Source organism: Pseudooceanicola aquaeponti, assembly GCF_050897975.1.
Classification (GTDB): domain Bacteria; phylum Pseudomonadota; class Alphaproteobacteria; order Rhodobacterales; family Rhodobacteraceae; genus Pseudooceanicola.
This window is the reverse complement of record NZ_JBPAXY010000005.1, coordinates 334,189-348,952: the sequence shown is the minus strand read 5'-3', so window position 1 is coordinate 348,952 and position 14,764 is coordinate 334,189. Positions and strand designations below refer to the sequence as shown.

The following is a 14,764-nucleotide window of genomic DNA, read 5'->3' as shown; positions in this document are numbered from 1 at the left end:
GCAGAGGATTGCCCAAACCGGGCCGTAGGGGAAGGGGGCAGCGCCTATTCGATGGCGCGAAGGCCCTCCAGCAGGTCATGGGCCGTCAGATCCGCCCGCATCGGCGTCACCGAGATATAGCCTGCCATGTTGGCATCCACGTCACCGCCGGGGGTGGCGGGGCTGTGCTGATCGCCGCCCTTGGCCCAGAGGAAGCGCCGCCCCGAGGGCGAGGTCTGCGGAGTGACGGAAAAGCGCGTCTCGGGGCGGTAGCCCTGGGGCACGACCCGCACACCCTTCACGCCCGAGGCGGGCTGGGCGGGGAAGTTGATGTTGTAGAAGGTGTTGTAGCTGCCCGAGACGGGCTGGTGCCGGGTCAGCACCTTGCGCACCACCTCGGCGCCATGCTGGGCGGCGGCCTCGAAGGGGTTGTCGAGCTGATAGTTGGCGGGGCCGTAGTACTGCGACAGGGCCATGGCGGTCAGCCCCTGCAAGGCGCCTTCCATGGCGCCGCCCAGGGTGCCGGAATAGACCGCGTTCTCGCCCGAGTTGTTGCCCCGGTTCACCCCCGAAAGCACCAGGTCGATGGTCTGGCCCGCCAGCACGTCATGGACGCCGGCCAGCACGCAGTCGGCGGGCGAGCCCTCGGCGGCGAAGCGGCGCGGGCCCATCTCCGAGATCATCGTGGGATGGGCGTAAGAGATGCAATGAGCCACGCCCGACTGCTCGAAGGCAGGCGCCACGACCCAGACCTCGCCTTCGGGGCCTGCCAGTTCGGCGGCGATGCCCTCCAGGACCTTCAGCCCCGGTGCGTTGATACCGTCGTCATTGGTGATGAGAATGCGCATGTCGTTCGTCCGCCCCCTGGCCGCCTGGATTGCGCCCTGCATAGGGGAGGGGGGACAGAGGGGCAAGCCGTCGCGAGGCGGCAGCGCCGGGCCGTCGCCCGGGGGCGACAGGGAGAGCGGGGCGGGGGCTCTGTTTCCCTCCGCTCGCGCTATGGCGACAAATAGAAAGGGAGGGGGCTCTGCCCCCCTTTCGCCTGTGGCTCAATTCCCCCCGGGATATTTCTGGCAATGAGAAGAGAGGGGCGAGTGCAGAAAAGTCCAGGCGGCACCCCGGTTGAAAAGTCCGCCAGCAAGAGCGCGGCGCCCGGTTGGCCGACGTTGGCAGCCGGGGAACGTTGGGGCTTTCAGGTGCCGGCCCCTTGCCTTTCTCATTGCCAAAAAAATCCCCGCCGGAGGCATCGCCCGGCAGGGCGATATCCGCTCAGGCGATTTCGGCCAGCAGGCGGCGGGCCTCGGCGCCGGGGTCGGCCAGGGGCGCGCGGTCTTCGCCGGGGAAGAAGCGTGCCCGGGTGGCCGTGGGCATGGGGTTCGGTGTCAGCACATGGACCTGGGGGCCGGTGTTGACCGTCTCCGCCGCCCAGGAGCGCGCCATGGCGATCTGCGCGGCCTTGGTGGCGCCGTAGGAGGCAAAGAACTTGGCCGCGGGCGCCTGCGGGTCATCGAAGAACAGCGCCCGGCCGGTCTGGCCCAGAAGCGGCGCGATATAGGGCACCAGGTGGCCCATGGCGCTGACATTGGTGGCCACCGACTTGGACCAGTCCTTGGCGTCCACATGCGAGGCGGGCGTCAGGGGCGCGGCATGGATCGCCGCATGGGCCCAGACCGCCACGGATCCCCAGCGGTCGTAGATCGAGCGGCAGAGCTGGGCCATCGCCTCGGGCAGGCAGATGTCCATGGGCGCCAGGGTGGCCGAGCCGCCGATGGCCTTGATCCGGTCGTCGAGCTCTTCCAGCCCGCCCACGGTGCGGGCCACAGCGACCACATGGTGGTCGCGCGCCAGTTCCAGCGCGAGCGCCGCGCCAAGGCCACGGGAGGCGCCGGTCACCAGCGCGACGGAGGTCTTTTCGGTCTGTTCCATGGGCGGGGGTGTGGGGCTTTTGCGGGCGCCGGTCAAGGGGGCACGGGTGGGCCTGGGCTGCGGCGGATCGCGCGGGCGGGCGCGGCGGGGTCAGCTGCCGGGCAGCAGCAGGCGGTAGCTTTCTCCGCGTTGCAGCACATGCACCTCGCCCGGGGCGATGGCGGCGATGCGCAGGCCCGCGACCTCGTCGCCGGGCCGCGCGCGGGTGATCTTGCCGCCGGGCAGGCGCAGCAGGGCCTCGGGCGTGGGGCCACCGGTCCTGGTGCCGATCAGGGTCAGTTCGCGCAGCGGCAGGCGGTCGGGCTGGGTGGCGGCAGCGGCCGGGCTTTGGGGGGCGTCGGTCATGGATCCTCTCCTTGCGGGACGGGCGCGCCTTTGCCACGGCGGGCGGGGTCCGGCAAAGAGGGGGCAGCGACCCGGCGCGCCATCGGCGGCCCGGTGCCGGGCGGCGGTCTGGGCCCGTGCGGGGCGCCGCCGAGGGGCAGGCGCCGGGCCGCCTAGTCGGCGGAAAGCTGCGGGCGGATGTCGTGGCCGGTGGCGGTGTAGAGATCCAGAAGCTGATCGAAGGAAATCCCCGCGTCCTGGGCCTCGGCCAGGGGGCCGTCGCTGGCCAGCAGCAGCGGCCGCGCCCCGTCGCCGCCCGGTTGCAGGGACACAGGCGCGGAGAGGCTGCCCGGGAAGAGCGGCAGGTCATTGGCCAGCTTGCCCTCGGCGGCCACGAAGGGGGCGCCATCGGCGATATGGTCGAGGTAGCCATAGAAGGTGGCCGCCGCCACCTCGGCCCAGGGGGCGAGGAACAGCGTCTCTTCCGCGCCCCGGATGGGCAGGGGCAGGATCACATGCAGGAAGCGGCTGTCGCCCAGGCGGCACAGCTCGGGCGCCAGGCGGTCGGGGCCTGCCACCACCTCGGGGGTCTCGTCGTCCGGTTCCGCATGGGGCCAGGCGTCGGGCATGTCGAAGCCGATGTCGAAGACCCCGCCGAACTTGTCCTGGAGGCGGCGCCAGCGGGCATCAAGGGCGAGCAGAGACATGAGCGGGTCCTTTCTGTTGCCGCAGGTGTAGCAGGTCGGGGCGGGGAGGGGGAGAGCCCCGGTTTGGAAACGGTCCGGGGGAGCGTTTCAGGGGGTGAGCCCCGGCATGGAAACGCTCTGGGAGAGCGTTTCAGGGGGAGAGCCCCGGCATGGAAACGCTCTGGGAGAGCGTTTCAGGGGCGAACGGGCGGAGCCCCGCGGGAGCTGGGCAAAACGCAGATGCCCTGGGCCGGGTTTCGGCAACAGGCAGGTGACGTGGCGCGCTGCGCTGAGGGGCGGGCCCGTCCGCGGGAGGGCGCATCGCGCCCGCCCGAGGGGGCGGACGGGCGCGGCCCGGGCCGCTTTGCGCCCCGGGCGGGGTAGCGGGGACGGTGGTGCGGGAAGACAGCTGCGCGCGCAGCTGTCTTTGTGGGGGTGGGACGTTTGGCGGGGGGATCCCCGCCCTAAGGGGGAATGGCGAAGGTTTGGTGCGGTTTGACCCTGGGCGCGTGGGGGTGAACCCCGCCTTACGGGGCGATGTCGGCGGCTTGGTCCGGGCAAGGCGCGGGCATGAAAAAAGGCAGCCCGGGGGCTGCCTCTTGAGATCCAAGGCCGGGCCGGTGTTACTCGGCCGCCTTCAGCTGGAAGCCCTTCTCGATCTGGTCCGAGGGCGCCACCGGGTATTCGCCCGAGAAACAGGCGTCGCAATACTGCGGGCAGCTGTTGTCGCGGCCCGCCGCTTCGCCCGCCGCGCGGTAAAGACCGTCCAGCGAGATGAACTTCAGGCTGTCCACCGCCAGATGCTCGCGCATCTCATCCTCGGACATGGTGGCCGCCAGCAGCTTCTCGCGCTCGGGCGTGTCGACCCCGTAGAAGCAGGGCCAGGCCGTGGGCGGAGAGGCGATACGGAAGTGCACCTCGGCGGCGCCCGCATCCAGGATCATCTCCTTGATCTTGCGCGAGGTGGTGCCGCGCACCACGCTGTCGTCCACCAGGATCACCCGCTTGCCCTTGATCAGCGCGCGGTTCACGTTCAGCTTCAGCCGCACGCCCATGTTGCGGATCTGCTCGGTCGGTTCGATGAAGGTCCGGCCCATGTACTGGTTGCGGATGATCCCCATGGCATAGGGGATGCCGCTTTCCTGGCTGAAGCCGATGGCCGCCGGGGTGCCGCTGTCGGGCACCGGGCAGACGATATCGGCCTCGACCGGGCTTTCCTTGGCCAGTTCCACGCCGATCTGGCGGCGGGTTTCATAGACCGAGCGCCCGCCGATGATCGAATCGGGGCGCGAGAAATAGACATGTTCGAAGATGCAGAACTTCGACGGTTGCGGGCGGAAGGGCATCCGGCTTTCCAGCTGGCCATCTTCGGTGATGATCACCATCTCGCCCGGCTTCACCTCGCGCACCAGTTCGGCGCCGATGATGTCGAGCGCACAGGTTTCCGAACTGAGGCAATAGCCGTCGGCCACCTTGCCCAGCACCAGCGGACGCACCCCCAGCGGGTCGCGCACCCCGATCAGCTTGGTCCGGGTCATGGCGATGACCGAGAAGGCCCCTTCGACCCGGCGCAGGGCATCTTCCATGCGCGACGGGATGTCCTTTTGCAGCGAGCGCGCCATCAGGTGGATGATGCATTCGCTGTCGCTGGAGCTTTGGAAGATCGAGCCGCGCTCGATCAGCTCGCGGCGCAGGGCGTCGGCATTGGTGATGTTGCCGTTATGGGCAATCGCCGCGCCACCCCTTGAAAACTCGCCGAAAAACGGCTGCACGTCGCGGATCACCGCGGCCTTCTTGCCAGCGGTGGAATAGCGCACATGGCCGATGGCCAGCGGCCCCGGCAGGGTCTGCATCACGTCCTGGCTGGTGAAGTTGTCGCGCACATAGCCGAAGCGGCGGGCAGAGTTGAACCCGTGTTCGGGATGGTGGCAGACGATGCCGCCCGCCTCCTGGCCCCGGTGTTGCAGGGCGTGCAGGCCGAGGGCGACGAAGTTGGCCGCATCGGTCACGCCGGTGACGCCGAAGATGCCGCATTCCTCCTTCAGCTTGTCGTCGTCGAAGGGGTGGGCAAGGAACCGTTTCTGGGCGGCAAGCGAGGCGGGGGGGGCGTTGCGGGCCTTGGTCATCTGATAAGCGACGTCCTGGGCTGAGGGCTTGGGCTGCAAGGGAGATGCTCCGAATCCGGTCATTCCGTCGCGCCCCTCTTACGCCGGGCGGCGCGAAGTGTCACGAAAGGATCACATGGAATCTTGTGTCAGTCCATGGCGGGCCGGCCCCGAGGGGGAAATGGCGCGGCCAGGCCGCGCCCGGCGCCTCACTCTGCGGCGGTGCAGGTCGAGGCCAGTTCTTCGTATTTCGCGGTGATCCAGCCCAGGGCGCGCTCGGGGTCTTCGCTTTCGATCTTGTTGGTCAGCTTGTCGAAGACAACGGCCGAGCGCGAGTCGTCGACCATCGGCACCGCCTGGCTGGTCAGCATGGTCTGATAGACGAAGAAGGCCAGAGCCACCAGCAGCACGCCGCGCGCGACGCCGAACAGGAACCCGGCCGCCTGGTCGATGCCGCCGAGGAAGCTGCGTTGCACCACAGAGGCGAAGGCCGGGGTGAAGAGCGAGGCCACCGCCAGCGCCAGGGCGAAGATCACCCCGAAGGCCGCGATGATGGTCAACTCGCAGCTGTCGCCCAGGTATTCCCCGATCACCGGGATTTCCTTCATCAGCGGCTGCAGCTGCGGCGCAAAGACGAAGGCCACGACGGCGGCGACGATCCAGCCCAGAATGGCCAGGCCCTCGCGCACGAACCCGCGCGCATAGGCCAGGATGGCCGACAGCAGGATGACCGCCGCGACGATTCCGTCGATCAGAGTGAAACCTTCCATACGCCTGCGTCCCCGCCTTGCTATTTCTGCGCAGGACCGCCTTTGGCGAACGATCCCAGGGTGTTAGCGCCTCAACCGGCGCCGAAAACCTCTCCGACGAAGCTGGTCAGATCGCCCATTTGCATCAGACGCAGCCCCTGATCGCCACCGGGTTTACCCCCCGAGGGGGCGATCGCGGACGAGAAACCAAGTTTCGCCGCCTCTTTCAACCTGTTTTCGGTCTGGCCCACGGGTCGCAGGGCACCCGACAGCGAAATCTCTCCGAAGACGACGCAATCGGCGGGCAGGGCGCTGTCTTCGCGGGCCGACAGCAGGGCGGCGGCGACGGCCAGATCGGCGGCGGGTTCGCTGACCTTCATGCCGCCCGCGACGTTCAGATAGACGTCGAGCCCGGCAAAGGGGATGCCGCAGCGCGCCTCGAGCACGGCAAGGATGGTGGCCAGGCGCCCGCCGTCCCAGCCCACGGTGGCGCGCCGCGCCTGGCTGTGCGGCGAGGGGGCGACCAGGGCCTGGATCTCGACCAGCACGGGGCGGGTGCCCTCGATGCCCGCAAAAACCACCGATCCGGGGCTGGGCTGGCCGCGCTCGCCCATGAACAGGGCCGAGGGGTTCGACACTTCCGACAGGCCGCCGCCGGTCATCTCGAAGACGCCGATCTCATCGGCGGGGCCGAAACGGTTCTTCACCGCCCGCAGGATGCGGAACTGGTGGCCGCGCTCGCCCTCGAAATAAAGCACCGTGTCGACCATATGCTCGACCACGCGGGGGCCGGCGATCTGGCCCTCCTTGGTGACATGGCCCACCAGGATCACGGCGGCGCCGCGGCGCTTGGCGAAGGTGGTCAGCTCATGGGCGGCGGCGCGGACCTGGCTGACGGAACCGGGGGCGCTGTCGACGGTGTCGGACCACATGGTCTGGATCGAGTCGATGATCACCAGGTCGGGGCGTTCGTCGTCCAGGGTGGTCAGGATGTCGCGCAGCGACGTATCGGCGCCCAGTTTCACCGGCGCGTTTTCCAGCCCCAGCCGGGCGGCGCGCATCCGCACCTGGGCCGAGGCCTCTTCGCCCGAGATATAGAAGGTCTTCAGTCCCTGGCCCGCGAAGGCGGCGGCGGCCTGCAACAGCAGGGTGGATTTGCCGATGCCCGGATCGCCCCCCACCAGAACGGCCGAGGCGGGCACCAGGCCGCCACCCAGCACCCGGTCCAGCTCATCCAGCCCCGACGAGGTGCGCGGTGGCGGTGTCTCGCGCGCCGACAGATCGCTCAGCGCGACCTTCTTGCCGCGCATCGCTCCCAGCCCCTTGCCCTTGGGACCGGTGGACAGGGGGACATCCTCGGTGATCGAGTTCCAGGCGCCGCAGGCTTCGCAGCGCCCCGACCATTTGGACGAGGTGGCGCCGCATTCGGAGCAGGAGAAGGTGGTCATCGGTTTTGCCATGGGCAAGTTCTGCCCGAGGCGGCGCGCCCGGGCAAGGGGCGATGTGAACAAAAGGGGATCGTCGCGTTTGCGGTGAGGGGGTATCGGCCTGACGACCGATGCCTCCGGTGGGGATATTTTTGGCAATGAGAAAGGTAGGGGGGACACCTGAAAGCCCCGGCCCTTGTGCTTCTCATTGCCAGAAATATCCCGGGGGGGAATTGAGCCCGCGAGGGCTCAAAGGGGGGCAGCGCCCCCCGCCTGCGCTTTCAGCCGCCGCGCGGTCAGATGCGACAGCCCCAGCGAGGCCAACACGCAGGCGGTGAAAAGCCAGAGCCCCCAGGCGGTTTCCACCCGACCGACGCCGATCCCCTTGGCCAGGGTCACGTAAAGCGCGATCAGAAAGACATCGGCCATGGCCAGCTTGCCCAGCCCCGTGATCAGCCCCAGGTGTCGCGGCGCCAGCCAGCCCAGCTGGATCGCCGCCAGTCCCAGGGTCTTGGCCAGCGGAAAGATCAGCGCAAACAGCGCCACCACCAGCGCCAGCAGGGGCGTGTCGCGCCAGAGCGAGGCCAGCCCCGACAGGACCGAGATTTCCGACAGGCCGAAGAGGGGCAGCAGGCCCGCACGCAGCAGTGGTGCGGCCCAGGACAGGGGAAAGAGGATCAGCAGCGCCAGGTTGGCCGCGATTAGCGTCCGGGGCGTGGGCGGAGGTGTCATGCGGCGGGCCTGGGCGTGGGGCCGAAGGCCCAGCCCCAGAGCAGCACCGCCAGCAGCGCCACTAGCAGCACGATGGTCATCCCGTCCGCCGCGCGCCAGCGCGCATGGGGCAGGTTGCGCGCCCAGTCCCACAGCACCGAGACCGCCAGCCCCAGCGTGATCAGCGTGCCAAGCGGCGGGTGCAGCACCGCAGGGCGCAGACCCAGGGTCCAGATCAGCGCCCAGATCACCCACAGGACCCCGGCGATCAGCCCGAGGCGAAAGCCCTCGCCCGCCTCATGGGCGTGCAGCCGCTGCCAGAGAGAGATCGAGGCCAGGATCGGGATCGTCCAGATCAGCAGGGCCGCGGCCCAGGCCCAGCCGTGGATGGCGCCTTCGGTGAGACCGGGAAGATGCATCGGATCACGCTCCTATTCTTGCCGATGGCGCCATAGGTAGCGCCGGGCCGGGGCGGGGGAAAGCCGCCAAAGACGCAGACCCGCCTGCGCGCCTAGCGTAGTGCGGCGATCGGGCCGGTGGCCGAGCCGGTGATGAATTGCTCGACGTAAGGATCGCCCGAGGCATCCAGATCCGCCACCGGCCCGGTCCAGCGGATCTTGCCCCCGTGCAGCATCGCCACCTCGTCGGCGATGGCGCGGACCGAGCCCATGTCATGGGTGATGGTCAGTGCCGTGGCGCCCATCTCGGCGGTGATCTGGCGGATCAGGTCGTCGATGACGCCCGCCATGATCGGGTCCAGCCCGGTGGTCGGCTCGTCGAAGAAGATGATCTGCGGCTCGGCGGCGATGGCACGGGCCAGGCCGACGCGTTTCTGCATCCCGCCGGACAGTTCGGCCGGGAACTTGTCGGCGACATCGGGCGACAGGCCGACGCGGCGCAGTTTCTCGATGGCGATCTCGCGCGCCTCGGCCCGGGGGCGTTTCAGCGCGCCGCGCAGCAGGCGGAAGGCCACGTTCTGCCAGACCGGCAGGCTGTCGAAGAGGGCCGCGCCCTGAAACAGCATCCCGAAGCGCGCCAGGAAGGCGTCGCGGTCGCCCTTCGTGGCGTCCTGCCCATCCACCAGGATCCGGCCGCCGTCGGGCGTCTCCAGCCCCAGGATGCATTTCAGCAGCACCGACTTGCCGCTGCCCGATCCGCCGATGATCACCATCGAGCGCCCGCGCGGCACGGCCAGGTCGACACCGGCCAGAACCTGGTGGGGGCCAAAGCTTTTCTGAAGGTTTTCCAGCTGGATCATACCGAGAAGAAGACCCCCGTCAGGATGAAGTTGGCCGTCAGGATCAGCACCGAGGCGCTTTCGACCGAGGATTTGGTGGCCTGGCCCACGCCCTGGGCGCCGCGCCCCGACCGCATCCCCGCGTAGCAGCCCATCAGGGTGGCGATGAAGCCGAAGGCCACGCCCTTGACCAGCGAGGAGATCACGTCGAGCGGTTCCAGGAAATCCCAGGTGTTGCGGATATAGACCGCCGGGTTGAAGCCCAGGGATTTGACCCCCACGGTAAAGCCGCCCAGGATGCCGATCACATCCCCCAGCCCCACCAGAAGCGGCACCACGATCAGCCCGGCCAGCACCCGCGGCACGGTCAGGTATTTCATCGGGTGGGTCGAGAGGGTGACCAGGGCGTCGATCTGCTCGGTCACCTTCATGGTGGCGATCTCGGCGGCGATCGAGGAGGTGACCCGCGCCGCGATCATCAGGCCCACAAGCACCGGGCCCAATTCGCGCACCATGCCGAGCGCCACGATCTGCGGCACCACCGCCTGGGCGTCGAAACGCGAGCCGCCGGCGTAGATCTGAAGTGCTAGCGCGCCGCCGGTGAAGAAGGCGGTCATGCCCACCACCGGCAGCGACAGCCAGCCGATATTGCCAAGGGCCACCAGGAACTCGCGCCCGTAGAAGGGCGGGGTGGCCAGGTGGCGGAAAAAGGACAGCGCAAACAGCGTCAGCCGCCCGAGCATCGCCAGAAGGCCCAGCACGGCGCCGCCGATGCCGCCCAGAAGGCGCGCGGGAAGGGAGGCGCGGGCGCTCATCTCAGGCCGTGGCCCCGGTGAAGCTGCGCGCATAGCGCCCGCCGAGCGAGGTCAGGATCTCGTAGCCGATGGTGCCCTCGTTGGCGGCCAGCGCGTCGACCCCCTGCACCGCGTTCAGCAGCGCCAGATAGTCGGGCACCTCGGCCAGGTCGGTGACGTCGACGGTGATCAGGTCCATCGAGATGCGACCGACCAGCGGGCAGGCGGTCTCTCCGGCGTAAAGCTGGGTGCCCGGGGCCATCAGACGGTGCAGCCCGTCGGCGTAACCGGCGGCCACGGTGGCGATGGTAGAGGGGCGCGCGGCGACCCAGGCATTGCCATAGCCCACCGACTCGCCGGTTTCGATCTGCCGGGTCTGGATCACCGGCAGGTCCAGATGCACCACCGGCTGGGCCTCGGCATAGGGCAGGCCGCCATACATGCCGCAGCCGGGGCGGGTGACCTGGAAGTGATAGTCGGGGCCCAGCAGGATCCCGCCGGTGGCCGACAGGGACTTGGGCGCCTCGACGCCCGCCGTCATCTCGCGGAAGGCGCTCAGCTGTTGGCGGTTCATCGGGTGGTCGGGCTCATCGGCGCAGGCCAGGTGCGACATGACCAGCGCAGGCCCCAGGGGCAGCACCTCGTCGCGCAGGGCGGCCCAGTCGGCGGGCTCCAGCCCCAGCCGGTTCATGCCGCTGTCCAGCTGGATCCCGAAGGGCGCCTCGGGCAGGGCCTGGCGGTGGCGGCGGTATTGCTCGACCGAGTTCAGCATCGGCGTCAGCCCGGCCTGGGCCAGCAGATCGGTGTCGCCCTCCATATGGCCGGAAAAGACGTGGATCGCCGGGCCGGGGCCCAGGGCCTCGCGCACGGCCAGGCCTTCCTCGGCGGCGGCGACAAAGAAGGTCCGGGCGCCGGCCTCGGCCAGGGCACGGGAAACGGGCGCGGCGCCAAGGCCGTATCCGTTGGCTTTTACCACGGCGCCGGATTCGACATCCGGCCCCGACAGGGCGTCCAGCGCGCGCCAGTTGGCCCGGAGCGCGTCGAGATCAATATGAAGGCGAGAGGTGGTCATGCCCTTTTCTTGGGCCTCCGCGCGGGCGGAGGCAAGGGGGAAAAGCGGCGCAGGCCAGGTGCGGCCCGTGCCAGGCGCGGCCCGATCCGGACCGGGCGCGCGCCCGGGGCCGCCCTGACGGTGCGGACAGGGGACTGGCCCACAAGTCACCACAATTTACCCCAAATTCAGCCTCCCATGATCAGTAAGCGTATCAATTAGGGAACGTGTGGCCGGGAAACGGTCGTCAGAATCGTAAAGAGACAGAATGTTAAAGAATTTCAGAAAGCCCGTGGCCGAGGTACGGCCCAGACGAATCGTGCCACAGCAAATGCCGCAGAAATCCGACACCTGGGTCGAGGTGCCGAGGGCCTATACGGCGGCGGCGAAATGGACCCCCCGGATCGGCGAGTATTTCCCCAATTTCTCGGGCCTGTCGACCGAAGGGCGGATCACCTTTCACCCCTATACCAGCGGCCACTGGACGATCTTCTTCAGTATCGCCGATGCCTTCTCGGAAACCTGCACCCGCGAGTTGGGCGGGCTGGCGGCCATGCAGGACGATCTGCGCCGCGAGGGGGTGCGGATCCTGGGCCTGGCGCGCAACACGGTGGAAGAGTTGAACCGCTGGCGCCATGAAACCTCGCTGCGCATGGGCTACAAGGTGGGCGTGCCGATCATGTCCGACCCCGAGGGCGTGCTGACCTCGACCTTCGGCATGATCCACCCGCTGGAGATCGAAAACTCGGCCATCCGCAAGACGATCATCATCGACCCCAAGCTGCGGGTCAGCATGTTGTTCGAATATCCCCTCTATATCACCCGGTCGAGCGAAGAGCTTTTGCGCACTCTGGATGCGGCGCGCGGCTTCTACGAAGAGCAGGATGCGAAGGCCGCCGGCGGGTATTGAGGCGCCGGAGATCCTGAAAACATTGCCTGTCGGGGCCGTTGGAGATCCGTCGGCTCCTTTTCCGCGCCGGGCCGTGTCGAAGAGTTGCGCGTCGCCGTGCGGCCGGATCACGGCCGGACACGAGGGCGTGCGCCCGGGCCCTGCGCCTCGACAAGGGGGCGGTGGGGGTTAGGTCTCTGGGGGAAAGCGATAGGCGCGCCACACCCGAGCCCGCCCCGTCAGACCCTTTGAGGAGCCCGCCATGAGCCTGTCCCGCCCCTCCGTCGCCGCCCTGCTGAGCCTGGCCCTGGCGACCCCTGCCGCCGCGCAGGATTTCAACGCGGCGCCCCCCAATGCCCCCGACCAGCAACCTGCCTTCGAGGGCCAGACCCGCGCGCCGGTGCTGGAAGAGGATCTGACCCTGGATCGGGAAGTCATCCTCGACGGGCTGGAACATCCCTGGGGCATGGATCAGCTGCCCGATGGCCGCTGGCTGGTGACCGAACGCCCGGGGCGGCTGCGCATCGTCACCCCCGAGGGCGCGGTTTCGCCGCCTGTTGCGGGGCTGCCTGCGGTCGATGCCCGCCGTCAGGGGGGGCTGCTGGACGTCCAGGTGCGGGACGATTTCGCCGAAACCCGCCGCGTCTGGTGGAGCTATGCCGAGCCGCGCGAGGGGGGCGAGACCGGGACCGCCGTCGCCACCGGGGTGCTGTCGGGCGATGACGGCACGATGGAGGAGGTCGAGGTGATCTTCCGCCAGATGCCCGGCTGGGCCTCGACCCTGCACTATGGCTCTCGCCTGGTCTTTGACGGCTCGGGCGCGCTTTTCGTCACCACCGGCGAACGGTCCCTGCCAGAGCCGCGCCAGTTGGCGCAGGACCCCGCGACCCATCTGGGCAAGGTGCTGCGGATCGACCCCATGGGTGGCGCCATGCCCGGCAATCCGCGGATCAAGGGCGGGGCGCCCGAGGTCTGGTCGCTGGGCCACCGCAACATCCAGGCCGCCGCCATGGGGCCCAACGGGGCGCTTTGGACGATCGAACACGGGCCGCGCGGCGGTGACGAGCTGAACCGGCCCGAGCCGGGCGGCAACTATGGCTGGCCGGTGATCACCTATGGCCTCGACTACAGCGGCCGTCCCATCGGCAACGGCGAGACGGCCTCGCCCGAGATGCAGCAGCCGCTGTACTATTGGGATCCGGTGATTTCGCCCTCGGGCATGGCCTTCTACGAGGGCGACATGTTTGCCGACTGGCAGGACAGCCTGCTGGTGGGCGCCCTGGCGGGGCAGGCCCTGGTGCGGCTGGAACTGGAGGGCACCCGGGTCATCGGCGAGGCCCGCTATCTGATGGGCCAGGGACGGGTGCGCGACGTGGATGTGGCCGCCGATGGCGCGGTGATGATCCTGACCGATGCCGCCAACGGCGCGCTGCTGCGCCTGACACCGGCAGATTGAGGCGGGCTGATTGAGGCGGGTAAACTGACGCGAAAGCCGGGCGGAACCTGTCCCGCCCGGCTTTCCGTTTTCCCTGGGCCGAATGGCTTCGGACCTGCGCGCGGCGCTTATTTCGACGCGGCCTTTGCGGCGATTTGCAGCATCAGCTGGGTCGCCACCTCCATGTCCTGGACCGAGATCCATTCCAGCGGCCCGTGGATGCATTGCATCCCGGTAAAGAGGTTCGGCGTCGGCACCCCCATTTCGGTCAGCCGCGAGCCGTCGGTGCCGCCGCGGATCGGGGTCGAGATCACCTCGACCCCCAGGTCGCTTGCCGCATCGCGGGCCAGCTCGACCGGGGTCATGTCGTTTTCCAGCCAGTAGCGCATGTTGCGGTACTGCTCGGTGATCTCGCAGGTGATCCGGGCGCGGGGTTCCGAGGCGCCGATGGCCGCGCAGATCTGGCTCAGGATCTCGCCCTTCTGCGCCAGCCCGTCGCGTTCGAAATCGCGCAGGATGAAGGTCAGTTTCATCTCGGCGGCGTCGCCCACCATGTCGGTGCAGTGGATGAACCCCTCGCGCCCCGAGGTGGTGTCGGGGGTCATCGTATGGGCGGGCAGGGCCGAGATGATCTTCGACGCCAGCTGGATCGCCGAGACCAGCTTGCCGGTGGCATGGCCGGGGTGGATCGACACGCCGGTGACCGTGACATGGGCGATGTCGGCCGAGAAGGTCTCGTAGATCACCTCGCCGACCTCGGCGCCGTCATAGGTATAGGCGAAGTCGCAGGCGAAATCCTTGGGCAGGCGTTGGTCCACGCCGCGGCCGATCTCTTCGTCCGGGGTGAAGGCGATGCGCAGCCTGGGGCGGGCGATCTCGGGATGGTCGATCAGGTGCTTGGCCGCCGTCATGATGATGGCGATGCCCGCCTTGTCGTCGCCCCCCAGAAGCGTCAGGCCCGAGGCGGTGACGATGTCATGGCCCTGCTTTTCGCCGAGATAGGGGAAATCCCTGGGCGACAGCACCAGCTCGGGCGCATCGGGGTAGGTGATGTCGCCGCCGTTGTAGCCCCGGATGACGCGGGGTTTGACGTTCGTCGCATTGTACTGCGGCGCGGTGTCGAAATGGGCGCAGAAGCCCACGGTCGGTCCGGGCACGGTGCCGGGCACGGTGGCCAGAACGGCGCCGTAATCGGTCACCTCGACATCCTCGGCGCCGATCTCGCGCAGCTCGGCCTCCAGCAGGCGGATCATGTCCCACTGGATCTCGGTGCTGGGCGAGGAGGGCGAGCTGGCGTCGGACTGGCTGTCGACGGCGCAGTAGCGGGTCAGGCGGGTTTCCAGATCGGGGGCGAATTTGGGCGACATGGGGGACTCCTTCGGTTCGCGCGAAGGGTTGGGCGGCGGCGCCGGAGTGTCAAGGCGGCAGAGGGCGGCAAGGGGAGGGCGCTG

15 protein-coding genes are annotated in these 14,764 nt (G+C 68.8%); 2 read left to right on the top strand and 13 right to left on the bottom strand.

All coding sequences use genetic code 11. The annotated features are described in order from the left end of the window. Positions 1–44: 44 nt before the first annotated feature. The 12 genes from surE to alr form a co-directional block, all read right to left on the bottom strand. Positions 45–827 (bottom strand): 5'/3'-nucleotidase SurE, encoded by a 783-nt coding sequence (gene surE / locus ACRARE_RS14155; RefSeq protein WP_432657095.1) that lies wholly within the window; start codon positions 825–827, stop codon positions 45–47. Positions 828–1,248: 421 nt separating this feature from the next. Continuing rightward, positions 1,249–1,905, bottom strand: a complete 657-nt coding sequence (locus tag ACRARE_RS14150) for an SDR family NAD(P)-dependent oxidoreductase (RefSeq protein ID WP_432657094.1) — start codon at positions 1,903–1,905, stop codon at positions 1,249–1,251. Positions 1,906–1,995: 90 nt separating this feature from the next. Continuing rightward, on the bottom strand, positions 1,996–2,250 hold the full coding sequence (locus tag ACRARE_RS14145; protein ID WP_432657093.1) for a hypothetical protein: 255 nt from the start codon (positions 2,248–2,250) through the stop codon (positions 1,996–1,998). Between the two features lie 152 nt (positions 2,251–2,402). After that, on the bottom strand, positions 2,403–2,936 hold the full coding sequence (locus ACRARE_RS14140; RefSeq protein ID WP_432657092.1) for a DUF2199 domain-containing protein: 534 nt from the start codon (positions 2,934–2,936) through the stop codon (positions 2,403–2,405). 602 nt (positions 2,937–3,538) lie between these two features. Next, positions 3,539–5,041: an amidophosphoribosyltransferase gene (gene purF / locus ACRARE_RS14135; RefSeq protein ID WP_432657091.1), complete on the bottom strand. Its 1,503-nt coding sequence runs from the start codon at positions 5,039–5,041 to the stop codon at positions 3,539–3,541. Positions 5,042–5,229: 188 nt separating this feature from the next. Next, positions 5,230–5,790 carry a CvpA family protein gene (locus ACRARE_RS14130; RefSeq protein WP_432657090.1) on the bottom strand — a complete coding sequence of 187 codons (561 nt, stop codon included), beginning with the start codon at positions 5,788–5,790 and terminating at the stop codon, positions 5,230–5,232. Positions 5,791–5,861: 71 nt separating this feature from the next. Beyond that, positions 5,862–7,229 (bottom strand): DNA repair protein RadA, encoded by a 1,368-nt coding sequence (gene radA / locus ACRARE_RS14125; RefSeq protein ID WP_432657089.1) that lies wholly within the window; start codon positions 7,227–7,229, stop codon positions 5,862–5,864. Positions 7,230–7,445: 216 nt separating this feature from the next. Beyond that, entirely contained in the window at positions 7,446–7,928 is a 483-nt protein-coding gene (locus ACRARE_RS14120) for a paraquat-inducible protein A (protein WP_432657088.1), read from the bottom strand. Beyond that, positions 7,925–8,326: a hypothetical protein gene (locus ACRARE_RS14115; RefSeq protein ID WP_432657087.1), complete on the bottom strand. Its 402-nt coding sequence runs from the start codon at positions 8,324–8,326 to the stop codon at positions 7,925–7,927. Before ACRARE_RS14115 ends, ACRARE_RS14120 begins: the two co-directional genes overlap by 4 nt. A gap of 92 nt (positions 8,327–8,418) precedes the next feature. After that, on the bottom strand, positions 8,419–9,165 hold the full coding sequence (locus tag ACRARE_RS14110; RefSeq protein ID WP_432657086.1) for an ABC transporter ATP-binding protein: 747 nt from the start codon (positions 9,163–9,165) through the stop codon (positions 8,419–8,421). Continuing rightward, a complete protein-coding gene (locus ACRARE_RS14105) occupies positions 9,162–9,887 on the bottom strand; it encodes an MlaE family ABC transporter permease (RefSeq protein ID WP_432657247.1) in 726 nt (241 codons plus the stop codon). Before ACRARE_RS14105 ends, ACRARE_RS14110 begins: the two co-directional genes overlap by 4 nt. Before the next feature lie 73 nt (positions 9,888–9,960). Further along, positions 9,961–11,010: an alanine racemase gene (gene alr / locus ACRARE_RS14100; protein ID WP_432657085.1), complete on the bottom strand. Its 1,050-nt coding sequence runs from the start codon at positions 11,008–11,010 to the stop codon at positions 9,961–9,963. A 247-nt stretch (positions 11,011–11,257) separates the two neighbouring features. Between alr and ACRARE_RS14095 the strand changes: the two genes are divergently transcribed. Next, positions 11,258–11,899 carry a redoxin domain-containing protein gene (locus tag ACRARE_RS14095; protein WP_432657084.1) on the top strand — a complete coding sequence of 214 codons (642 nt, stop codon included), beginning with the start codon at positions 11,258–11,260 and terminating at the stop codon, positions 11,897–11,899. 241 nt (positions 11,900–12,140) lie between these two features. Next, positions 12,141–13,334, top strand: a complete 1,194-nt coding sequence (locus tag ACRARE_RS14090) for a PQQ-dependent sugar dehydrogenase (protein WP_432657083.1) — start codon at positions 12,141–12,143, stop codon at positions 13,332–13,334. A 107-nt stretch (positions 13,335–13,441) separates the two neighbouring features. Here the strand turns inward: ACRARE_RS14090 and pepT are convergent, their stop codons facing one another. Beyond that, complete coding sequence (pepT, locus tag ACRARE_RS14085) at positions 13,442–14,680, bottom strand: peptidase T (protein WP_432657082.1); 1,239 nt, start codon at positions 14,678–14,680, stop codon at positions 13,442–13,444. Between the last annotated feature and the right edge of the window lie 84 nt (positions 14,681–14,764).

Excerpts from the sequence above, each read along its gene's own strand:
- surE (WP_432657095.1), bottom strand. The coding sequence starts at position 827 with ATGCGCATTCTCATCACCAATGACGACGGTATCAACGCACCGGGGCTG.
- ACRARE_RS14150 (WP_432657094.1), bottom strand. The coding sequence starts at position 1,905 with ATGGAACAGACCGAAAAGACCTCCGTCGCGCTGGTGACCGGCGCCTCC.
- ACRARE_RS14145 (WP_432657093.1), bottom strand. The coding sequence starts at position 2,250 with ATGACCGACGCCCCCCAAAGCCCGGCCGCTGCCGCCACCCAGCCCGAC.
- ACRARE_RS14140 (WP_432657092.1), bottom strand. The coding sequence starts at position 2,936 with ATGTCTCTGCTCGCCCTTGATGCCCGCTGGCGCCGCCTCCAGGACAAG.
- purF (WP_432657091.1), bottom strand. The coding sequence starts at position 5,041 with ATGACCAAGGCCCGCAACGCCCCCCCCGCCTCGCTTGCCGCCCAGAAA.
- ACRARE_RS14130 (WP_432657090.1), bottom strand. The coding sequence starts at position 5,790 with ATGGAAGGTTTCACTCTGATCGACGGAATCGTCGCGGCGGTCATCCTG.
- radA (WP_432657089.1), bottom strand. The coding sequence starts at position 7,229 with ATGGCAAAACCGATGACCACCTTCTCCTGCTCCGAATGCGGCGCCACC.
- ACRARE_RS14120 (WP_432657088.1), bottom strand. The coding sequence starts at position 7,928 with ATGACACCTCCGCCCACGCCCCGGACGCTAATCGCGGCCAACCTGGCG.
- ACRARE_RS14115 (WP_432657087.1), bottom strand. The coding sequence starts at position 8,326 with ATGCATCTTCCCGGTCTCACCGAAGGCGCCATCCACGGCTGGGCCTGG.
- ACRARE_RS14110 (WP_432657086.1), bottom strand. The coding sequence starts at position 9,165 with ATGATCCAGCTGGAAAACCTTCAGAAAAGCTTTGGCCCCCACCAGGTT.
- ACRARE_RS14105 (WP_432657247.1), bottom strand. The coding sequence starts at position 9,887 with ATGCTCGGGCGGCTGACGCTGTTTGCGCTGTCCTTTTTCCGCCACCTG.
- alr (WP_432657085.1), bottom strand. The coding sequence starts at position 11,010 with ATGACCACCTCTCGCCTTCATATTGATCTCGACGCGCTCCGGGCCAAC.
- ACRARE_RS14095 (WP_432657084.1), top strand. The coding sequence starts at position 11,258 with ATGTTAAAGAATTTCAGAAAGCCCGTGGCCGAGGTACGGCCCAGACGA.
- ACRARE_RS14090 (WP_432657083.1), top strand. The coding sequence starts at position 12,141 with ATGAGCCTGTCCCGCCCCTCCGTCGCCGCCCTGCTGAGCCTGGCCCTG.
- pepT (WP_432657082.1), bottom strand. The coding sequence starts at position 14,680 with ATGTCGCCCAAATTCGCCCCCGATCTGGAAACCCGCCTGACCCGCTAC.